The organism is Rhizobium phaseoli (assembly GCF_001664385.1).
Classification (GTDB): domain Bacteria; phylum Pseudomonadota; class Alphaproteobacteria; order Rhizobiales; family Rhizobiaceae; genus Rhizobium; species Rhizobium phaseoli.
This window is the reverse complement of record NZ_CP013532.1, coordinates 4,014,179-4,035,000: the sequence shown is the minus strand read 5'-3', so window position 1 is coordinate 4,035,000 and position 20,822 is coordinate 4,014,179. Positions and strand designations below refer to the sequence as shown.

The window sequence follows — 20,822 nt, the reverse complement described above, 5'->3', positions numbered from 1 at the left end:
ACCGAGTGATCTAGCCATGAGCAGGTTGAAGGTTGGGTAACACCAACTGGAGGACCGAACCCGCATCTGTTGCAATAGATTGGGATGACTTGTGGCTAGGGGTGAAAGGCCAATCAAACTCGGAAATAGCTGGTTCTCCGCGAAATCTATTTAGGTAGAGCGTCGAGCGAATACCCCCGGGGGTAGAGCACTGGATGGGCTATGGGGACTCACCGTCTTACTGATCCTAACCAAACTCCGAATACCGGGGAGTACTACTCGGCAGACACACGGCGGGTGCTAACGTCCGTCGTGAAAAGGGCAACAACCCTAACCTCCAGCTAAGGTCCCCAAGTCATGGCTAAGTGGGAAAGGATGTGAGGATCCCAAAACAACCAGGATGTTGGCTTAGAAGCAGCCATCATTTAAAGAAAGCGTAACAGCTCACTGGTCTAAATAAGGGTCTTTGCGCCGAAAATGTAACGGGGCTGAAGCCATGCACCGAAGCTGAGGATGTGTAGCAATACACGTGGTAGCGGAGCGTTCCGTAAGCTGATGAAGGGAGACCCGTGAGGGCTCCTGGAGGTATCGGAAGTGCGAATGTTGACATGAGTAACGATAAAGAGGGTGAGAGACCCTCTCGCCGAAAGACCAAGGGTTCCTGCTTAAAGTTAATCTGAGCAGGGTTAGCCGGCCCCTAAGACGAGGCGGACACGCGTAGTCGATGGGAACCACGTTAATATTCGTGGGCCTGGTGGTAGTGACGGATTGCACAAGTTGTTCTGGTTTATTGGATTATCAGGGCAGCGGAGCGGTTCCAGGAAATAGCTCCACCGTATAGACCGTACCCGAAACCGACACAGGTGGTCAGGTAGAGTATACCAAGGCGCTTGAGAGAACTATGTTGAAGGAACTCGGCAAATTGCACGCGTAACTTCGGAAGAAGCGTGACCCCATTTTAGGCAACTATGATGGGGTGGCACAGACCAGGGGGTAGCGACTGTTTATCAAAAACACAGGGCTCTGCGAAGTCGCAAGACGACGTATAGGGTCTGACGCCTGCCCGGTGCTGGAAGGTTAAGAGGAGAGGTGCAAGCTTTGAATCGAAGCCCCAGTAAACGGCGGCCGTAACTATAACGGTCCTAAGGTAGCGAAATTCCTTGTCGGGTAAGTTCCGACCTGCACGAATGGCGTAACGACTTCCCCGCTGTCTCCAACATAGACTCAGTGAAATTGAATTCCCCGTGAAGATGCGGGGTTCCTGCGGTCAGACGGAAAGACCCCGTGCACCTTTACTATAGCTTTACACTGGCATTCGTGTCGGCATGTGTAGGATAGGTGGTAGGCTTTGAAGCGGGGACGCCAGTTTCCGTGGAGCCATCCTTGAAATACCACCCTTATCGTCATGGATGTCTAACCGCGGCCCGTCATCCGGGTCCGGGACAGTGTATGGTGGGTAGTTTGACTGGGGCGGTCGCCTCCGAAAGAGTAACGGAGGCGCGCGATGGTGGGCTCAGACCGGTCGGAAATCGGTCGTCGAGTGCAATGGCATAAGCCCGCCTGACTGCGAGACTGACAAGTCGAGCAGAGACGAAAGTCGGTCATAGTGATCCGGTGGTCCCGCGTGGAAGGGCCATCGCTCAACGGATAAAAGGTACGCCGGGGATAACAGGCTGATGACCCCCAAGAGTCCATATCGACGGGGTTGTTTGGCACCTCGATGTCGGCTCATCGCATCCTGGGGCTGGAGCAGGTCCCAAGGGTTTGGCTGTTCGCCAATTAAAGCGGTACGTGAGCTGGGTTCAGAACGTCGTGAGACAGTTCGGTCCCTATCTGCCGTGGGTGTAGGAATATTGACAGGATCTGTCCCTAGTACGAGAGGACCGGGATGGACATATCTCTGGTGGACCTGTTGTCCTGCCAAGGGCATAGCAGGGTAGCTATATATGGACGGGATAACCGCTGAAGGCATCTAAGCGGGAAACCCACCTGAAAACGAGTGTTCCCTATCAGAGCCGTGGAAGACGACCACGTTGATAGGCCGGGTGTGGAAGTGCGGCAACGCATGAAGCTTACCGGTACTAATAGCTCGATCGGCTTGATCGTTCTCATTGACTGTGCTCATCTCAAGGCGAATGCAAAGCATTCGTCCTGCCAGGGCGACCGCAAAGCGGTCGTCCGGATGATGCTTGACCTTTGTCCTGACGCGCCAATGGCGCTGCGGACGGCCCGCCAAACGATTGGCGACGGCCTCTGGCCTGTATGGGTGCCACAAGCGCCCTCGGGTGGAAAAGATCGAAGACGTGTTCAAAAGAAAACAGGCTAACGCCTACCAGCTTCTCAAATCAATAAGTTGCGCTTTGCCGACCTGGTGGTTATGGCGGGGTGGCTGCACCCGTTCCCTTTCCGAACACGGCCGTGAAACGCCCCTGCGCCCATGGTACTTCGTCTTAAGACGCGGGAGAGTAGGTCGCTGCCAGGTCTGCAAAACGCAACTTCGTGAAATAAAATCTTCTCATCACAAACAACGGCCAAAAGCCGTCAAAAGGCCGCCCACAAAGCGGCCTTTCGTGTTACAATATCCCGCGGGGTGGAGCAGCCCCCGCCGAACCGCAGAAGGCTAAGCCTTCGAGGACCGGCAAACAAAAAGTCCGGGCATGCCCAGACAGCTCATCATGGCGCGGGGTGGAGCAGCCCGGTAGCTCGTCAGGCTCATAACCTGAAGGCCGCAGGTTCAAATCCTGCCCCCGCAACCACACAAATAACCCGCCTCGTGCGGGTTTTTTGTTTGGTAACGGGTCGAGGATTTAGCGCCTCTTCAGGGGCCCGCAAGGAGGCAAAGCCGACGAAGCGGGACAGAAAACTACAAATCCTGCCCCCGCAACCAATCTTCCCCTTCCTCAAAAGCACGCATCTGTCGTTTCTGGTAGAGCGTCGAGGCGTGAACACCCTTTCCGAGGCTCAGCGGGGGGAAAGCCGACGCAGCGAACGGTTCAAATCCTGCCGCCGCAAGCACCGAAACTTCAATATTTGCCATTCAAGTCGCTTCAAAGCTCCTCCGCATATGCGTCGAGGAGCTTTTTTGTTTCTGCCCCGTGCCCACCCCCGGAGCGCAGCCGCTGCCGATAATCGTGGCACTGGAACGCACTTGAACCGCTCTCCGTGATCGTTGCGGCTTGCCATCTGGTATCCGCACGCCGACGCTGCCATAAATGAGCTTCATCGAGGGAGGCATCGCGATGCAGAAGAATGCGCCGGACTTCAGCCTTGACGGCAAAGTGACTTTGGTGACGGGAGCCAGCCGTGGCATCGGTCGAGCTTGCGCACTTGCCTGTGCCGCAGCAGGCTCCGATATTGTTCTGGGGGTCCGCGATGTCGCGGCGTCGGCAGGTCTGGTTGCCGAACTCGAGGGCGCGGGGCGAAAAGTTCTCCCTGTCGAACTGGAGATTCCCAATAAGGCCCACATTGCCCAAGCCGTCGACGCGGCGCTCACGGCGTTCGGCCGGATAGACGTCCTCGTTAACAACGTCGGCGTGGCGCCGGGCAATCTCGCGGAGCTTGTCGAGGAGAAGGACCTTGACGAGATACTTGATGTCAACATCAAGGGCACCTTTTTGATGACGCAGGCGGTCGGTCGCCACATGATCAAACGCAATGGCGGCCGGATCATTAATATCAGTTCCCAGGCCGGTACCGTGGCACTGCGCGGCGAGGCAATTTATTGCATGAGCAAGGCGGCAATCAATCATCTCACGCGCTGCCTTGCGGCCGAATGGGCGCGCTACAATGTTACCGTCAATACCGTATCGCCGACGTTCATCCACACCGATGGTACAGCCCCTTTCCTATCCGATGCGGACAATCGCAAAGCGACGCTCGGTCACATCCCACTCGGACGGATCGGTGAAACCGATGATGTGGTGGGTGCCGTCGTCTTCCTAGCCTCGCCGGCTGCGAGCCTAATCACCGGTGCGAACCTGCTCGTGGACGGTGGATGGTCGGTCGCCTGAGGCCGAGGTGCGCCGGCAGCGTAAGTCTTAAGAAGACGCGAACGACAGTCTCCTAGGGTAGGGATCGCTGACGTCATCGCAAAGGCGATAGCGATGCAGGATCGTTGATTTGACCCGGCATCGACATGTTTTGATCTGTATTCATATTACTATTTACTAATTCAGATTCTGGTATACCGTCGATGTGCGATCGGCACCTATGCCACACGTCGCTTTGCGACGGCCCTGGAGGGGGCGCGCATGCGGCCGGCCGTAAGTCGCGAACGGGCCCTCGCAATTGCGGCCCTTGGGAGGAGTATTATGAAACAGCTGAAACGGAAAAATGCTGCCTTGTTTTTCGCTGCGTTGATGTTGAGTGCGGCGCCGATGGCTGCATCGCATGCCGCCGACAAGCCGACACTCGCATTTGTCGTCAATGGAGCGTCCGACTTCTGGAAAGCCGCCGAGGCGGGGGTGAAGAAGGCACAGGGCGAGATGCCAGACTACAACATGGAATTGAAATATCCTGAGCAGGCGGCCGTCGCCATTCAGCAGCGCCTCATGGAAGATCTCGTTAGCGCCGGCGTCAAGGGGATCATGGTCTCCGCCGTCGACCCCAAGACACAGACGGACGGCCTCAACAAGATCGGCTCGCAGACCGCTCTCTTCACCACCGACAGCGATGCGCCGAAGACCAACCGGGTCGCCTATATCGGTTCTTCGAACGTCGACGCCGGCAAGCAGGCCGCCGAAATCGCCAAGAAGGCGATGCCGGACGGCGGCAAGTGCATGGGCTTCGTCGGTCTGCTGGGCGCCGACAACGCCCGCGAACGCATCGAAGGGATGAAGGAAGGGCTCAAGGGTACCAAGATCGAGCTTGTCGATGTTCGCGGTGACGACATCGATCAGACGCGCGCCAAGAAGAACGTCGAGGATGCGTTGGTGGCCAGCCCCGACCTGACCTGCATGGTCGGCTTCTACTCCTACAACACGCCGCGCATCTATGAGGCGCTGCGCGATGCAGGCAAACTCGGCCAGATTACCGTCGTCGGCTTTGATGACGATCCGATCACGCTCGGCGGCGTCAAGGAAGGCACGATCGCGGCAACCGTCGTACAGCAGCCGTTCGAATGGGCCTATCAGGGCATGAAATTGATGGCCGCGTACCTCAAGGGCGACAAATCAGGCGTTCCCGCCGATGGCTTGATCATCATCCCGACGGTCATCATCGGCAAGGACGACGTCGACAAATATGCTGCCAACCTGAAGGCCATGGCTGGAAAATAGCATCTTTCGCGGCGGCGGCACTCGCCGCCGCCGCGAAGCGCGTTTCATGCCGTCAGCATCAGCAGCCATGGACAGCCGATGAACCATAGTTCCGACATCCCGTCACCGGGCGCGCCCGCAACGCCATTCCTTTCGCTTTCCGGCGTCGGCAAGACCTATCCAGGTGTCGTTGCACTCGAAGGCCTGTCAATGGACATCATGCCAGGTGAGGTCATCGGCCTTGTTGGCGAAAACGGGGCCGGAAAATCGACGCTGATGAAAATTCTCGGCGGTGTGATCGCACCCGATCGGGGCACGATCCTGCTCGACGGAGCAGAGCTTCGTTTCCTCACCGTGGAATCGAGCATCTCGTCTGGCATCGCCTTCGTGCATCAGGAGCTCAATCTCTTCGACAATCTCGACGTCGCTGCCAATATCTTCCTGGGGCGCGAACCGCTGAAGGCGGGACCTCTGAAGCTCGTCGATCGCGATCGATTAAGGGACATGGTGAAGCCGCTCTTGAGGCGCGTGGGCGCGCATTTTTCCGCCGACACGCTCGTGGCGTCGTTGTCGCTGGCCGAGCAGCAGATGGTGGAAATCGCCAAGGCGCTGTCCATCAACGCCAGGCTCGTCATCTTCGACGAACCCACTTCCAGCCTGCCGCTGGCTGAAACCGAGCGGCTGCTCAGCATCATCAAATTGCTGAAGGCGGATGGCATCAGCGTCATCTTCATCTCGCATCGGCTCCACGAGGTTGAGCGTGTGGCCGACCGGGTCGTCGTCCTCCGTGATGGCGCGCTTGCGGGCACGCTCGCCAAGAAGGACATTGGCCACGACCAGATGGTCAAGCTGATGATCGGCCGGATGCTTGCGGCCCGCACCGCAAAGCCGCAGCGCTCACCCGGCTCAGTTGCGCTGAAGGTAAGCGCCGTGCGCACCGCGGCTTATCCCGGCCATCCCGTTGATTTGGAAATCAGGTACGGAGAAATCCTCGGACTTGCGGGCCTCGTCGGGTCCGGTCGCACCGAGCTTGCCCGGGTGCTCTTCGGCATTGATCGCAGTTACGGGGGAATCATCCTGCAGGACGGGCAGCAAATTGAAGTCCGTTCCGCGCGCGATGCCGTTGCTCGCGGCATTTTCCTGGTGCCGGAGGATCGAAAGCGCAACGGCATTCTTCTTGATTTCCCGATCGCCCAGAACATAACCCTCGCCGATCTCCCCACGCTCGCCAGCCGCTTCATGCTGTCCGCCGAGCGGGAGACGGCGGCGGCCGAAAAGCAGCGCGTTCGCCTCGGCATCAAGGCGCCCTCTGTTTCGAGCCGAACCGGCACTCTGTCCGGCGGCAACCAGCAGAAGGTCGTGCTTGCCAAGTGGTTGTCGATGAGCCCGAAGGTGATGATCTTCGACGAGCCGACACGCGGCATCGATATCGGCGCGAAGAATGAGATCTACGGCCTGATGCGGACGCTTGCCGATGCCGGTGTCGCGATCCTGATGATCTCCAGCGACATGGAAGAGGTGATCGGCGTTTCGGACCGCATTGCCGTCATGCATGAGGGCCAGATCGCCGGCATTCTCGATGAGGACGAATTCAGTCAGGAAAGCGTCCTTTTGCTTGCTGTCGGCAAAGGCGTAAAATAGCCGCGGCGGTAATACAGTCAGATATCGGGGAATGGATCTCGAATGATCAAGAAAGATCTTGGACTGCTGCTTTTGATCGTCGTCGTAGGCATCGTCGTCGCGATCATCAATCCGCGCTTCCTGCTGCCGATCAATCTGGCGAATACGGCCAACCTAATCGGCCTGTTCGGCATCCTGTCGATTGGCCAGGCCTACGTCATCATTACAGGCGGTATCGAACTTTCCGTGGGTTCACTCGTCGCGCTTCTTGGTGTGCTGTTCGTCGATTTCGTCGCGGTCCAAGATATGCCATGGATGTTGGCGCTCCCACTCATTCTGATGCTCGGCGCGGCCATAGGCGCCATTCACGGCTGGCTGATCACCCGGCTGAACCTGCAACCTTTCGTCGTCACTCTCTGCGGCCTCCTTATCTATCGCGGGGCGGCGCGCTTCTATACGGCCGATGGAACGGCGGGTTTTGCGTTCGGCCAGAATTTCCCCGAGCTTGAGTTTCTGACCGCCGGACGGTTGTACGGCGTTCCCAACACCTTCATTGCGCTCGTCATCATTTCTGTGGCGATGTGGGTGGTGCTGCATCGCTCTGTCTTCGGGCGTTATCTTTATGCGATCGGCAAGAACGAGGAGGCGGCCCGCTATTCCGGTATCCACACCGGCCGGATGGTGATGTCGGCCTATGTCATCTGCGGACTGCTTACGGCGCTCGCGGCGATCTATTTCGCCATGTACACACGCTCGATCTCGCCGGCCAGCCATGGCCAGTTCTATGAACTCTACGCAATTGCCGCTGCCGTACTCGGGGGCTTTTCGCTCCGCGGCGGCGAAGGATCGATCGTTGGCGCCGTGCTCGGAACAGTCCTGCTCCAGGAATTGCAGAACCTGGTGAATCTGCTTGGCATTCCCTCCTCGCTGAATTTCGCCGTGATGGGTGGCGTGATTCTTATCGGCGTGCTGATCGACCAACAATGGAACGCGATCCGCGCACAGCGCCGGCTCGTCTCTGCCGCCCGGCAGACCGAAGCCCACGCTTCGAACGAAGGCAAATTGCCGGTGGTTGCCAATCAGGACCAGGCGTAGCGACCGGTTCAAAACCTGAACGGCAACCAAAGCTCACAAAGGCCCGCCTCGTGCGGGCTTATAGTCGTTCTGGTATCAAAATATATCCTGCAAGTTGTCATCGATTTGCAAGCGACGACGAAATAGTTGCTAAAAGGATAATATTCTAATATACGTAGTTCAGGCGCATCTTATATTTCCATAGTAGCAAGTAACGTCCGTCCGTTCGGCGGCGCCTATTTTCCTATTCAGAGGGCAGTTCGATTTCATGAAGTAGATCAGAGATTTACAGGGGGGAATCATGCGAAAATGGGGATCTTCTCTAACGGCGTCTCCATCTGGGAGGCATCGTCTTCAATCGGCAATCTCCGCGTCGCCTGCGTTTTGCGCGATTGTGTTCCTCGCCGGGATTGCATCCGCGCAAGCGCCGACTGAAGAGCAGCGCGAGGCGATCAGGGCAGAGTGCCGTTCCGATTTCATGGCCAAATGCTCCGGGGTGACGCCGGGCGGTATCGAGGCGCTGTCCTGCCTGCAGCAGCATAGCGCGACGCTTTCGGAAGGCTGCCGGAAGGCGGTTTCTGCGGTGAACGTCAAACCCAAGTCGACATCTGCCGACCCAAAGCCGGCGGCACCCGCAAATACCGCGACTGCGACCCCGGTGCCCGCGACCGGCACGCCGGCGCATCAGCCGACGCAAGCGCAGCGCAATGCTGTCAAATCGGCCTGCCAGCGCGATTTCATGGCGCAATGTTCCGGGGTCACGCCGGGCGGTGCGTCGGCGCTCAGCTGTTTGCAACAGCATAATGCCGCTCTATCGGCGCCATGTCAGCAAGCCGTCGCGGCATTGGGGGGATCGGGGGCGCCGCCGGCTGCCGGCGATGCGGCGGCTACCGGTGCAATCGCGCCGGCCCCTCCGGCCCCTCCGGCAATGATGCCAGCCTTCTCCCCGCGTGAGGAAGTGATGATTCTGCGGGAAACCTGCGGCGCGGACTTCCGGGCCTTGTGCCGCATGGTGCCTTTGGGAGGAGGGCGGGGCATTGCCTGTCTGCGCGACAATCTGCAGCGCGTATCGCCTGCCTGCCATCGCGTGCTGACCTCGGGATTGTAGCGCCCGTTCGAAACTTCCTCTCATAATGAGGTCGTCGCGCACCAGCCAGACATTCGGTGCGCGATCCCGCAGAGGCCGGCAGCACACTTTGCCTGCATGCATTGCATCTTTCACATTCAATGTCCGGCTGCGGCCGGTCCGTCAGCTGCTCCATCTGCAATTCGATGAAATCAATGACGACACGAACGAAAGGCATTGCCATGTCATCGACATTCCCTTTCCCGCGATTGAAGCGGATCCTCCTCTATGCCTCGCTTGCCGTCAGCCTCGCACCGCCGACAAGCGCGTGGGCGGACGATGCGAAGGTTCTTTTAAAGACGATGTCCGATTTTCTGACGGCGCAGAAGACGATCTCCTTCACCTATCAATCGTCGCTCGAAGCGGTGACGCCCGACTTCGAGAAACTCCAGTTCGTAAGCTCCGGGACTGCCAACCTGACCCGCCCAGACAAGCTGCGTGTCACGAGGACCGGCGGCTTTGCGGACCTCGACGTGAGTTTCGACGGTTCGTCGCTGACGGTTCACGGCAAAAACCTCGACGCTTATGCCAAGATTGACGGCAAGGGTTCGCTCGACGAGCTGATCGACAGGCTGATGACCGCGGGCGTCGAAGCGCCGGGCGCCGATCTTTTATCCTCCAACGTCTATGACGTGCTCATGTCGGATGTGACGGAGGCCAAGCATATTTCCAGCGCATTCGTGGATGGGGTCGAATGCGAATATCTGGCCTTCCGAACGCCTGAGATCGACTGGCAGATCTGGATACAGAGCGGTCCGCAACCGATACCCCGCCGTTACGTCATCACCAGCAAGCACGTCGTACAGGCGCCGCAATACACGCTCGAAATCCGCGACTTCAAAAGCGGAGCGGATGTCGCGGCCGTTTCCTACACCATCGAGGTTCCAGCCAGCGCGAAGACGGTCGATCTCAGCGAGATGCAATCGCTTGACGAACTGCCTGAAGCTGCCAGTATGGGAGAGGTAAAATGACCTATAGGAAGCTGTTCTTCGCCCTCGGCCTGGCCGGCGTTCTGACATTCACCGGCTTTCACATCGAGGAGCAGGTATCCGCGCCATTGTCGATCGGCTTTGCCACGCCGGCCGGCGCCGTCATCGGCAGGCCGCTGACGCCGCTCTCTTATGCGGGCGTGGCTCGCCGGACGACGCGGCGGGTCGTCACACGCACGACGACGACCATCGCCGTGCTGCCGGCAGGCTGCCGCTATGGTCCCTATTACGGCGGCTATTATTATCGATGCGGCGGTTATTATTACGCCAAGAGCGGCAACGTCTATGTGCAGGTGATCGTGCAATAATTGCTGCGATCGCCTTACCGGACGTTCGACATCTCCGCTTCCGCCGCGCTCGCGGCCGTGCTTGCGGTCGCGCCGCGCCGCTTCCAATATTCCTCGAGGCGCTGCAGCAGCACGTAGAAGGACGGAACGAAGAGGATGGCGAGGCAGGTCGAGGCGATCATGCCGCTGAAAACCGATATGCCGATCGACTTGCGGGCCGATGCGCCGGCGCCGGTCGCCAGCACGAGCGGCAGGACGCCGAGGATGAAAGCGAAGGATGTCATCAGGATCGGCCGGAAACGCAGGCGGGCGGCCTCGACGGCCGCGTCGAGGATTTCCATGCCTTCCGCCCGTTTTTCCCTGGCATATTCGACGATGAGGATGGCATTCTTGGCGGCGAGCGCAATCAGCAGGATAAGGCCGATCTGCGTATAGAGATTATTGGCCACGCCCGCCGCCGTCAGGGCCGCCACCGTGCCGAGCAGGGCGAGCGGCACGGCTGATATGACCGCCAGCGGCAGGATCCAGCTTTCATATTGGCCGGCGAGCACGAAATAGACGAGCAGCATAGCGAGCGCGAAGATGAAGTAGATCTGCCCGCCGACGGCCTTCTCCTGATAGGAGAGCGCTGTCCATTCGAAACCGGTTCCCGTCGGCAATGTATGATCGGCGATCTGCTCCATCACCTCGAGCGACTGGCCGGAACTGAAACCGGCCGCCGGTCCGCCGACGATGGTCGCGGTCGGATAGAGATTGTAGAGGCTGATCAGCGAGGGACCTTGCGTCGTGGTGACATCGACGACCGTGCCGAGCGGCACCATCGTCCCGTCGCCAGCCTTGACCTTCAAATTGCGGATATCCTCGGGGCTGACGCGGAAATCGGATGCGGCTTGCGCGTAGACCTGGAAGGTGCGGCCGAATTTGTTGAACTGGGTGACATAGCTCGATCCGACATAGCCGGAGAGGGCGGAGAAGACCTGGCCCACCGTAATGCCGAGCGTCTCCGCCTTGACGCGATCGACGGAGACCGCAAGCTGCGGCACATTCGAGCGAAAAGGCGTGCTCAGCCGCTGCAGCGATGACTGGGCATTGCCGTTCTTGACGATCGTATCGGCAAGCAATTGCAGCAGCGGATAGTCGGATACGCCGTTGCGGAGCTCGACCTGCATGGTAAAGCCGTTGGCATTGCCGACGCCCTGGATCGGCGGCGGCACGACCACCAGCGTTTTTGCAGTCAGCACATGCTGCAGGGCGTCGTTCAAATGCTGATAGATCGACAGCAGGTCCTGCCCCTTCTGCTTACCGCGCTCGTCCCAATCCTTGAGAACGACATAGGCGACGCCGGCATTCTGCAGGCTGGCATTGTTGTCGAGAACGGAAAGGCCGCTGATGGTCAGCACCTGGTCGACGCCCGAGGTGGCTTCGGCGATCTTGCCGACCTCTTCCATGACGGCGTCGGTCCGCTCCTTCGAGGCGCCGTCGGGCAATTGGGCGCTGACCAGCACATAACCCTGATCCTCGATCGGCAGGAATGCAGTCGGCAGGCGCGTGAGCCCCCAGACGGCGACGCCGATCAGCGCAAGCGCTGCGATGGCCATGATGCCGCTGTGGCGGGTCATCGATCCGATCAGTCCGGCATAATGCCGTTCGCCCCAATCATAACCCTTGTTGAAGCCGCGATAGACGACGTTGCGTTTGTCGAAGGGTACCGGCGCGCGCAGCCAGAGGGCGCATTGCGTCGGTTTCAGCGTCACGGCATTGATGGCGCTGATCAGCGCGGTCGCGGCAATGACAAGTGCGAACTGCCGATAGAGCTGGCCGGTCAGGCCGGGCAAGAAGGCGGCGGGAATGAAAACAGCCATCAGCACCAGTGTGATGCCGATGACCGGGCCAAGCAGCTCCTCCATCGCCCGCTCGGCCGCCTTTCGGCCTGAAATGCCCGCCTCGATGTGCCGGGCAACGCCTTCGACGATAACGATGGCATCATCGACGACGATGCCGATGGCGAGAACGATGGCAAACAGCGTCGACAGGTTGACGGTGAAGCCCAAGGCCGCCATGGCTGCGAAGGCGCCGATGATGGTGACGGGAACCGTGGTCGCCGGCACCAGCATTGCCCGCCAATCCTGCAGGAAAACCAGGATGACGATGAGCACGAGCACGCCCGCCTCGATAAGGGTGACGTAAACCTCGTCGATAGAGGCCTTGACGAATTTCGTCGTGTCGAACGGCACGTGATATTCGAGGCCCGGCGGGAAGCTCTTCGAGAGCACCTCCATCTTCGCATTCACCGCCTGCGCCACAGCAATGGCGTTTGCCTCCGGCAGCTGGAAAATACCGATGCCGGCCGCCGGCCGGCCGTTCTGCGAGAAGGATTGACTGTAGGTTTGGGCGCCGAGTTCGACGCGGCCGATATCGCGGACGCGCGTGATGCGGCCGCCCTGTCCGCTTTCGACCTTGACGATGATGTTCTCGTAGTCGGCGGCCTCGTTCAGCCGGCCATTGACGTTCAGCGTGTATTGAAAGACCTGCCCTTGCGGCACAGGCGGAATGCCGATCTGGCCGGCGGTGACCTCCTGGCTCTGTTGCTGCACGACATTGACCACATCCTGCGGCGTCAGGCCGCGTGCCTGCAGCAAGTTCGGATCCATCCAGATCCGCATGGCATATTGGCCGGCGCCGAACACGGTGACGTTGCCGACGCCCGGCAGACGAGCGAGTTCGTTCTGCAGATTGATGACGGCGTAGTTCGACAGGAACAGGCTGTCATAGCGGCTGTCTGATGAGGTCAGGCTGACGAAGCCGAGGATCGCCGTCGATTTCTTCTGCGTCGTCACGCCTTGAAGCTGCACCGCTTCGGGAAGCGACGACATTGCAATGGCGACGCGGTTCTGCACCAGAACCTGGGCCTGATCCGGATCCGTTCCGATGGCAAAGGTTACGATCAGCGAATAGGTGCCGTCGCTGGCGCTGGTCGACTGCATGTAGAGCATATCCTGCACGCCGTTGACCTGCTGCTCGATCGGCAGCGCGACGGTGTCGACGAGCGTCTGGGCGCTGGCGCCGGGGAAGCGCGTCGTCACCTGCACCGTCGGCGGGACGACATTCGGATATTGCGCCACAGGCAGCTGGAACAGGGCGACCGCGCCGACCAGCACGAAAACCAATGCCAGGACGTTGGCAAGTACCGGTCGCTCGATGAAGAAACGCGAGATCATGCTGTTGCCTCAGACGTTCAGAGGAAGCGTGGTGGCGAAATTCATTGCGTGGTGGTATTGGCCTTGGCATCGCCGGCGGCATTGGCCGTCGGGTTCATTTCGATCTTCTCGGGCGTGACCTTGCTGCCGGGAATGGCCTGCTGGATCCCTTGAGTCACCACCCAGTCGGCCGAATCGAGACCGGATTGGATGACCCGGAGCGCACCTTCCCGCTGGCCGGTCTTGACCTGCTTCTGCTCGACGACGTTGTCCTTGCCGAGAACGAGCACGTAGCTGCCGAGCTGGTTTGTGCCGATCGTATCGTCGCGCACGAGCAGAGCCTTGTCGTTATGGCCGACCGGCACCCGAACCCGCACGAAGAGGCCGGGCAGCATGGCGTGATCCTTGTTGTCGAACAGGGCACGAACCTGAAGCGTGCCTGTGGAGGCGTCCAGCTGGGGCGATACGTAGTCGAGATGTCCCTTGTGCGGGTAACCTTCTTCCGTCTGCAAACCGATCTCCGCGGGTATGCTCGGCAGGTCCGTCTGCCTGAAGGTATGTCCCTGCTTTGCCAGGGTTTCCTTGATCATCAGCACCTGCGTTTCGCTGACGTTGAAATAGGCGTAAAGCGGATCGGTCTGGACGATGCTGGCGAGTTTGGTGGGGCCGGACACGCCGACCAGCGTGCCGATATCGACGAGGTGATCCGTGACGATGCCGTCGAAAGGAGCGAGCACCTCGGTATAGCCGAGATTGATCGTCGCGAGTTCGACATTGGCCTGGGCGTTGAGGATGGCCGCATTCGCCTCGTCGAGCGTCGCCTTGGCGCTGTCGACCGCGGTCTGGGTGGTGACCTCCTGCTTCATAAGATTGAGCTGCCGGTCATATTCCTGCTTTGCGCCGACCTGGGAGGCTTGCTGCGAGGCGAGCGATGCCTTGGCTTGATCCAGTTGCGCCTCGTAGGTGTCCCGCTCGATGCCGAAAAGCCTGGTGCCCTTTTTCACCATCATGCCGTCCTGGTAGTCGATGGACTGGACATAGCCCTGGACGCGCGCCTCGATATCGACGGCATTGAGCGGCGCGGTATTGCCGGTGAGTTCGAAATAGAGCGTCACCGGCTCCTGGACCGGCAGCGCGACGCGAACCGGCGGCGGAGGAGGGGGGACATAGGTGTTGCCGCTCTCCTCGCAGCCGGCAAGCATTGCCATGCCGGTAAATGTCAAAAAAAGTCGCAGACCCTGATGCAGTCTCCCACGCATTGCCGCCGCCTCGACAAGAGCCCACTGCATAATCCTGAAATCGGAAGCGATCGAAGGATAAGTTATGCAGCAATTCAACGCGCGACAGCGTTGTTTGCGCGTCTTAAAGACGCGCGGCGCTGTCGTCTTCATGCGTGCCTCGACGGCTGCCCCCAATGGCCTGCCGAAGGTTCAAGGCATGCGATATTATGTCGCGGCATTGCTAAAAATTGCAATAGCCCGTGGTGCACAATTGAACTCTGTTGAGCTCAAAGGAGCCGGGGCAGAGGGGTCGCAACGCCGCTACGGTTTCCCAAGCCGTTCCATGGCCGACTGCAACGGTGCGTCCGACACACGGACCAGCCCGATATAGGGGTTGGCCATATCCGAAATCAGGAAGACAGCGCCGGCGACGGAAAGCGCGCAGACAAAGAGAATGGACAGCACCGTCGGGTTGGGCGGCGCCTGCAGCCCGAAGGTTGCAAAAAGCAACGAAAGCCAACAGACGAGAACCGCGAGAAAGGCCCAGGGCAGACCCTCACTGCCGGATTCGACCAGCAGCCAGTGGGTTTCCGCCACCATGCCGCTGACTTCAAGCGCGCGCGTCTGGAGAGAGTGCTGCACGGCATCCTTCGGCGACAAGGATCGAAGGTCGCCCTGAACGGCCTCGATATCCTGATATTCTCCCAGCGCCTTGCCGGATGCCTCGTCGGTGGTTGCGGCAGTCCAGCCGCGGCTCAGCCGTCTTTCGATGAGGTGGCGCAGCAGCCGGCGCGCATCCTCGGTTTCCGGGCCGTATTGCGCCATGACGCGATCCAAAAGCAGGACCCGCGCCGCTGCCGTTCTCATCTCCACTTCGGCATTGTCGTAGGTCGATTTGGCGGATGCGATCAACAGGCCGAGCGCCAAGGCCGACAGCGTCCCCACGACCGCGGTCGCGAGCCTGATGACATCCTTGGATTCCGAACTGAGATGATGATCCGGCAAGCGGCCGCGCACGATCATTCCTATCGATGTCGCCGCCGACAGGAAAATAAAAACCAGCCCGCCAAGCAACAGTGAGCTCACGTCCCCTCTCCGTATCGTCACGGCCACTCCGCAGGCGCCGCGATACGGGCAAGCTGTGCAAGAGCGGCCGTCATCATAGCGGAAGATCAACCGAGCGTGGAGATCTTTACCTTCCTATTCTCGTGCGGAGGTCATTGCTGGAAGATGAGCAGCACGTAAGCCAAAAAAAGCACGAGATGGACGGCGCCCTGCATCAGGTGGGTGCGGCCGCTGGCAAAGGTAATGATGCTGACGGCCAGGGTGAGCACGAGCATCACCAGATCGCTGTGTTCCAGGCCCAGGGTTACCGGGTGCCCGTAAAGGCGGCTGACGACGAGCATCGCCGGCACGGTCAGGCCGATCGTCGACAGAACTGAACCCAGAAAGATATTGACGGAGCGCTGGAGATTATCGGCGATGGATGCGCGCACCGCGCTGATTGCCTCGGGCGTTGCGACAAGGATGGCCATGACAACGCCGCCGAATGCGGTCGGCGCATGAAGGGTTTCAATGATGTAGTCGATCGGCCGCGCAAGCTGCTCGACCAGAAAGACGACGGGCCCCATATAGGCGAAGAGCAGAACGGCATGGGGCCAGAGGGGGCCGTGCGGAGGAGTGTGTTCGCCGGGATGCTGATGGCGGTTGCCGTCGGTGGTGAAGTAATCATGATGGCGGCCGGCCTGCAGAAACAGGAATGTGGCGTAAAGGCCGACCGAGACGATGCCCAACATCAATTGCCGCGGCGCCGAAGGATGCTGTCCGTCCGGGCCGGCAAGAAATGTCGGCATGACGAGGCTCAGCGTCGCCAGCGGCACGATGACGCCGAGATAGGCGTTGGCTCCTTGCAGATTATGCTGCTGTTCCGGCCGCCGCCACGCGCCGAGCAGCAATGACAGGCCGACCATGCCGTTCAAGATGATCATGACGACGGCAAACAGGGTGTCGCGCGCAAGCGTCGGGTTGTTTTCGCCGTGGATCATGACGGCCGAAATTGCCATGACTTCGATCGAGGTGATGGCAAGCGTCAGAATGAGCGTGCCGTAAGGCTCCCGCAGCTGCTCGGCAAGACGATCCGCATGCCGCACGACCGACAAGGCGGAGCCGAGAACGACGGCAAACAGCCAGCCGAAAACGACGGCGAACCAAAGCGGTTCGGAAAGCCGGCGGAAGAGCTGCTCCGGAAAAGCGAGGAATATCAGGCTGGTTGCGATGCTGACGCCGAGGAACCATTCCTCGCGCAGGCCGGCGGTGCCGGCGGTGCGGACTGCTGGCCCGTCGGTCATCGACCACCGCCGTTCCGCACATGCTGTCGCCATGCGATCATCAACACCATCGTGTCCCGCCCGCTCTCTAAGCCCGGTCTTCTGTCGAGAATACAACCGGTCTTCTGTCGAGAATACAAAAGGACAGTGCCGCACGCCAGATGGCGCCGTGAGACAGGCAGGCCTTGCCTTATTCGCGGCCGGTCGCCGGGATCGCCGCGCCGGTAACGACGGCTGCGGCCGGCGATATCAGGAAGGCGATGAGGCGGGCGATCGATTGCGGCGATACCCAGCCATCCGTCTTCGCATTGGGCATTGCGGCGCGATTCTCGGGGGTGTCGATCGTCCCGGGCAGAATGCAGTTGGCGGTGATGCGGTGTTCGCGGTTTTCCGCAGCGATCGCTTCGGTGAGCCGGATAACGGCGGCTTTCGACGCGGCGTAGGCGGCCTGATTGGCTCCGGCTTTCAGGCCGGGGGCGGCGGCAACGTGAATGATGCGGCCATAGCCTGCCGCCTTCATGGTCGGGAGAACCGCAGCGCTGATCGTCAGCGCAGTACGGGCGTTGGCGGTCATCATCGTGTCCCATTGGAAAGGTGCATCCGGCCCGACCGGTCCCATCTGGAAGCCGCCGACCGTATTGACCAGGGCGCTGACGCCGCCGAAATGCTTGACGGCCCGGGCGACGGCTGCAGCACAGGAGGCATAATCGGTGAGGTCCGTTCCGGCGATCGAGAGGAACTCGGTGGAGGCAGGAAGCTCGCCGGCCAAGACTTCCAGTTCCTGGCTCGACCGGTTCATGCAGACGAGCTTGGCGCCGCCTGCGGCAAGCTCGCGGACAACGGCGCTGCCGAGGTTGCCGCCGGCTCCCGTGACGATCACGGCTTTCTGGTCGTTCATGGCAATCAATCTCCTGACGGTGCCGGTGCTGGATGATGCCGCGCATTGTTGATCCAGGCTGCGCCGCAACGCAACCCCCGTGGAGCCGCATCAAGGTCAGGTATCCAGGATTGTCGGCAGAGTTCCCGTGGAGAGCTCTGCCCGCCGTCACCGGCGGTTCGCCGGGCCAGAACAGGATGATTTTAGGCCCGTTCGGCCTAAAATCTGAATCCTGTTCTAAATTAAAGAGTTAGAGCATGATGTCGCCCGAAAACCGCCTACACTTTTCGGCATCATGCTCTAGGAGCCGTGGACTCTTGGGATTCCCAAAGCTGAGCAAATCAGATTCAAGACTGTCTTTTGGAGGCAGTCATGGGTGTTTTAGATCGTCTCATTCTTCGAGATGACCAGTGGGAGCGGATGTCTCGTCATATCATTGGCGACGATCGCACGCGCGGTTCGTCTGGACGTGACAATCGCATGTTTGTGGAAGCGGTCTTGTGGATCGTGCGGACGGGTTCGCCCTGGCGCGATCTGCCGGAGGTGTTCGGTGATTGGAACAGCGTGTTTCGCCGCTTCAGCCGCTGGAGCCAAAAGGGTGTCTGGTGGCGTGTCTTCGAAGCAATGTCGGAGGATACCGACTTCGAATACCTGATCGTCGACAGTACTATTATTCGCGCCCACCAGCACGCCTCCGGCGCAAAAAAGGGGCTGAAGATCAGGCCCTTGGCCGCTCGCGCGGCGGCTTGAGCACCAAAATCCATATGGCCGTGCGTGGCCTTGGATGTCCTGTTCGTTTCATCCTGACCGCCGGCCAGAAAGGCGATGCACCGCAAGCCGATCTCCTGATCGAAGACCTGCCAGCCGAGGTCGTCATGGCCGATACGGCCTATGACAGCGACCGGCTACGCAAACTCATTGCCGACAAGGGCGCGCAAGCGGTTATCCCGAACAACCCCTCGCGTGCCAAGAAGTATCCACTCGACAAGGAACTCTACGCTCAGCGCTATCTCGTCGAATGTTGCTTCTCGAAGCTCAAGCAGTTTCGACGCATCGCCACGCGATATGAGAAAACCGTTCGAAACTACAAAGCCATGATCGCTCTGGCCGCAACAATCTTATGGCTCAGATAAGTGTCCACAGCTCCTAGACTTCAGTGATATTTTTCGCGTTCGCGGCCGAGGATAACCGGCGCATTCAGCTCGGAGATCGGGCGGCTGACATCGGCGGGGATATCCCCGGTGAGCTGCAGATCGAGATAGCGGGCGCAGCAGACGCGCAGGAAGGATGTGAAATTTCCGAGATCGTGGCCGGCATCGATTGACTCATGATGCAGCCGGGTGATCAGCTGTACGACGTTCATGCCGTCGCGCCGGGCAATTTCCTCGAGCTTCGACCAGAAGAAGTTCTCCAGCCTGACGCTGGTGACCATTCCGTCGATGCGCAGCGACCGGGTGGTGCTTTCCCATAGCCGCGCATCCGCTTTGATGAAGGGTTCACACATGTCGTCCTCCCGGTGCCCCCCTTTCAGGCGGCGTTGGTTTCAGGCATCGACGCGGCGTCGAGCACCGCCATGAACTGGCGCAGCCAGGAGGGATTCGCCGGCCAGGCCGGCGCCGTGACCAGATTGCCGTCCGAGACCGCATCGGTGATTGCAATATCGGCATAAATGCCGCCGGCCAGTTCGACTTCCGGCCGGCATGCTGGATAGGCCGAGCAGGTGCGGCCCTTCAACACGCCGGCAGCGGCAAGCAGCTGCGCACCGTGGCAGATGGCTGCAACAGGTTTTCCGGCATCGAAGAAGTGCCGGATCGACTTGATGACGTCGGCATTGAGGCGAAGATATTCGGGCGCGCGGCCGCCGGGGATGACGAGGGCATCGTAATCCTCCGCCCGCACGCTCTCGAAAGTGGCGTTCAGTGCGAAATTGTGGCCGCGCTTTTCGGAATAGGTCTGGTCGCCCTCGAAATCATGGATGGCGGTGGCGACGCTCTCACCCGCCTTCTTGCCGGGGCAGACGGCATCGACCGTATAGCCGCAGGCGAGCAGCGTCTGGAACGGCACCATCGTTTCATAATCTTCGGTGAAATCACCTGTGATCATCAGGATCTTTGGAGCTGGCATCGTATCCTCCTTTGAAACCAACGGACGAAGATTAACAAAGACCGCCGGACAGAAGGTACTAAGGGAATACTACAGGCGAAATTCTCAAGTCGGAAGTACGCTGCGCGCTCGACCGCCTGTGCTAAATTAAAGAGTTAGAGCATGATGTCGCCCGAAAACCGCTCACACTTTTCGGCATCATTCTCTAGCGGCATGCATCAGACTGTTCTGACCGTAGCGTCCGGGACGGCACAGGCCTCTCCGCCGCCGAAAAGTCGGGAGCGGGTGAGGAAGCGTTTCTCGCGGCCGTTATCGAGCGAGAACATGCCGCCACGCCCCGGCACGACATCGATGATCAGCTGTGTATGTTTCCACGCCTCGAACTGGCTGGCGCTGATGTAGACCGGCACGCCGCCGATCTCGCCAAGCTTGACGTCGCTGTCGCCAACCATGAATTCATTGGCGGGATAACACATCGGCGAGGAGCCGTCGCAGCAGCCGCCGGACTGGTGGAAGAGGATATCGGGATGATCGCGCTTGATCTCAGCAATCAGGTCAAGGGCTGCGTCGGTTGCGAGAACGCGCGGTTCACCGTTGACTGTCGTTTCCATCGGTCTTCTCCAAATTTTCGGGAGAAGAGTTCTCCTCCCCAACCCCTCCCCAAAAGGGGGAGGGCTAAGCTCTGGCACCCCCTCGCAAAATAACAAGCCGGATGCATCGTATGCTGCGGCCGACAGCGAATACGGCGAGCGCCGCACGTTAAGCCCC

Annotated in this window: 17 protein-coding genes, 1 tRNA gene and 2 rRNA genes (1 of these 20 cut by a window edge); 11 read left to right on the top strand and 9 right to left on the bottom strand. The window is 59.8% G+C overall.

Annotated features, from left to right (window positions below; all coding sequences use genetic code 11):
* The 3 genes from AMC88_RS19335 to AMC88_RS19325 form a co-directional block, all read left to right on the top strand.
* Positions 1 to 2,085, top strand: a 23S ribosomal RNA gene (locus AMC88_RS19335) (it extends 794 nt beyond the left edge of the window).
* A gap of 261 nt (positions 2,086 to 2,346) precedes the next feature.
* Positions 2,347 to 2,461: ribosomal RNA gene (gene rrf, locus AMC88_RS19330) — 5S ribosomal RNA — on the top strand.
* Between the two features lie 197 nt (positions 2,462 to 2,658).
* A tRNA-Met gene (locus AMC88_RS19325) sits at positions 2,659 to 2,735 on the top strand.
* A 107-nt stretch (positions 2,736 to 2,842) separates the two neighbouring features.
* Here AMC88_RS19325 and AMC88_RS33695 read toward each other — a convergent pair.
* Positions 2,843 to 3,016 (bottom strand): hypothetical protein, encoded by a 174-nt coding sequence (locus AMC88_RS33695; RefSeq protein WP_167355290.1) that lies wholly within the window; start codon positions 3,014 to 3,016, stop codon positions 2,843 to 2,845.
* A gap of 202 nt (positions 3,017 to 3,218) precedes the next feature.
* Here AMC88_RS33695 and AMC88_RS19320 point away from each other — a divergent pair, with 202 nt between their 5' ends.
* The 7 genes from AMC88_RS19320 to AMC88_RS19290 all read left to right on the top strand — a co-directional run bounded on the left by AMC88_RS19320 (position 3,219) and on the right by AMC88_RS19290 (position 10,351).
* Positions 3,219 to 3,989, top strand: a complete 771-nt coding sequence (locus AMC88_RS19320) for an SDR family NAD(P)-dependent oxidoreductase (RefSeq protein ID WP_064825863.1) — start codon at positions 3,219 to 3,221, stop codon at positions 3,987 to 3,989.
* Between the two features lie 300 nt (positions 3,990 to 4,289).
* On the top strand, positions 4,290 to 5,255 hold the full coding sequence (locus AMC88_RS19315; protein WP_004671359.1) for a sugar-binding protein: 966 nt from the start codon (positions 4,290 to 4,292) through the stop codon (positions 5,253 to 5,255).
* A gap of 78 nt (positions 5,256 to 5,333) precedes the next feature.
* On the top strand, positions 5,334 to 6,875 hold the full coding sequence (locus AMC88_RS19310) for a sugar ABC transporter ATP-binding protein (RefSeq protein ID WP_012485354.1): 1,542 nt from the start codon (positions 5,334 to 5,336) through the stop codon (positions 6,873 to 6,875).
* Positions 6,876 to 6,917: 42 nt separating this feature from the next.
* Positions 6,918 to 7,949 carry an ABC transporter permease gene (locus AMC88_RS19305; RefSeq protein ID WP_012485353.1) on the top strand — a complete coding sequence of 344 codons (1,032 nt, stop codon included), beginning with the start codon at positions 6,918 to 6,920 and terminating at the stop codon, positions 7,947 to 7,949.
* 280 nt (positions 7,950 to 8,229) lie between these two features.
* On the top strand, positions 8,230 to 9,036 hold the full coding sequence (locus tag AMC88_RS19300) for a hypothetical protein (RefSeq protein WP_012485352.1): 807 nt from the start codon (positions 8,230 to 8,232) through the stop codon (positions 9,034 to 9,036).
* A gap of 200 nt (positions 9,037 to 9,236) precedes the next feature.
* A complete protein-coding gene (locus AMC88_RS19295) occupies positions 9,237 to 10,025 on the top strand; it encodes a DUF2092 domain-containing protein (protein ID WP_041683942.1) in 789 nt (262 codons plus the stop codon).
* Positions 10,022 to 10,351 carry a hypothetical protein gene (locus AMC88_RS19290; protein WP_012485350.1) on the top strand — a complete coding sequence of 110 codons (330 nt, stop codon included), beginning with the start codon at positions 10,022 to 10,024 and terminating at the stop codon, positions 10,349 to 10,351. The genes AMC88_RS19295 and AMC88_RS19290 overlap by 4 nt, the downstream gene beginning before the upstream one ends.
* A gap of 14 nt (positions 10,352 to 10,365) precedes the next feature.
* On the opposite strand, the gene AMC88_RS19285 is transcribed toward AMC88_RS19290, so the two are convergent.
* From AMC88_RS19285 to AMC88_RS19265, 5 genes are all read right to left on the bottom strand, one after another.
* Positions 10,366 to 13,548, bottom strand: coding sequence for an efflux RND transporter permease subunit (locus AMC88_RS19285; protein ID WP_012485349.1), 3,183 nt, complete (start codon positions 13,546 to 13,548; stop codon positions 10,366 to 10,368).
* Positions 13,549 to 13,589: 41 nt separating this feature from the next.
* Positions 13,590 to 14,786, bottom strand: a complete 1,197-nt coding sequence (locus AMC88_RS19280) for an efflux RND transporter periplasmic adaptor subunit (RefSeq protein WP_012485348.1) — start codon at positions 14,784 to 14,786, stop codon at positions 13,590 to 13,592.
* Positions 14,787 to 15,068: 282 nt separating this feature from the next.
* Positions 15,069 to 15,833: a bestrophin-like domain gene (locus AMC88_RS19275; RefSeq protein WP_041683784.1), complete on the bottom strand. Its 765-nt coding sequence runs from the start codon at positions 15,831 to 15,833 to the stop codon at positions 15,069 to 15,071.
* Between the two features lie 131 nt (positions 15,834 to 15,964).
* Positions 15,965 to 17,095 carry a calcium:cation antiporter gene (locus tag AMC88_RS19270; RefSeq protein WP_064825675.1) on the bottom strand — a complete coding sequence of 377 codons (1,131 nt, stop codon included), beginning with the start codon at positions 17,093 to 17,095 and terminating at the stop codon, positions 15,965 to 15,967.
* Between the two features lie 169 nt (positions 17,096 to 17,264).
* Complete coding sequence (locus tag AMC88_RS19265; RefSeq protein WP_012485344.1) at positions 17,265 to 17,972, bottom strand: SDR family NAD(P)-dependent oxidoreductase; 708 nt, start codon at positions 17,970 to 17,972, stop codon at positions 17,265 to 17,267.
* 351 nt (positions 17,973 to 18,323) lie between these two features.
* On the opposite strand from AMC88_RS19265, the gene AMC88_RS32165 reads away from it, so the two are divergent.
* A protein-coding gene (locus tag AMC88_RS32165) for an IS5 family transposase (RefSeq protein ID WP_097541909.1) occupies positions 18,324 to 19,084 on the top strand; the annotation gives its coding sequence in 2 pieces (ribosomal slippage) (positions 18,324 to 18,651 and positions 18,651 to 19,084; 762 coding nt in all).
* A 20-nt stretch (positions 19,085 to 19,104) separates the two neighbouring features.
* Here AMC88_RS32165 and AMC88_RS19250 read toward each other — a convergent pair.
* The 3 genes from AMC88_RS19250 to AMC88_RS19240 all read right to left on the bottom strand — a co-directional run bounded on the left by AMC88_RS19250 (position 19,105) and on the right by AMC88_RS19240 (position 20,665).
* The gene (locus AMC88_RS19250) at positions 19,105 to 19,455 is read right to left on the bottom strand and encodes a ribbon-helix-helix domain-containing protein (protein ID WP_012485343.1); all 351 of its coding nucleotides are present in this window, start codon (positions 19,453 to 19,455) and stop codon (positions 19,105 to 19,107) included.
* A gap of 23 nt (positions 19,456 to 19,478) precedes the next feature.
* On the bottom strand, positions 19,479 to 20,075 hold the full coding sequence (locus tag AMC88_RS19245; protein ID WP_012485342.1) for a DJ-1/PfpI family protein: 597 nt from the start codon (positions 20,073 to 20,075) through the stop codon (positions 19,479 to 19,481).
* Between the two features lie 197 nt (positions 20,076 to 20,272).
* On the bottom strand, positions 20,273 to 20,665 hold the full coding sequence (locus AMC88_RS19240; RefSeq protein WP_004677349.1) for a DUF779 domain-containing protein: 393 nt from the start codon (positions 20,663 to 20,665) through the stop codon (positions 20,273 to 20,275).
* Positions 20,666 to 20,822 lie beyond the last annotated feature (157 nt).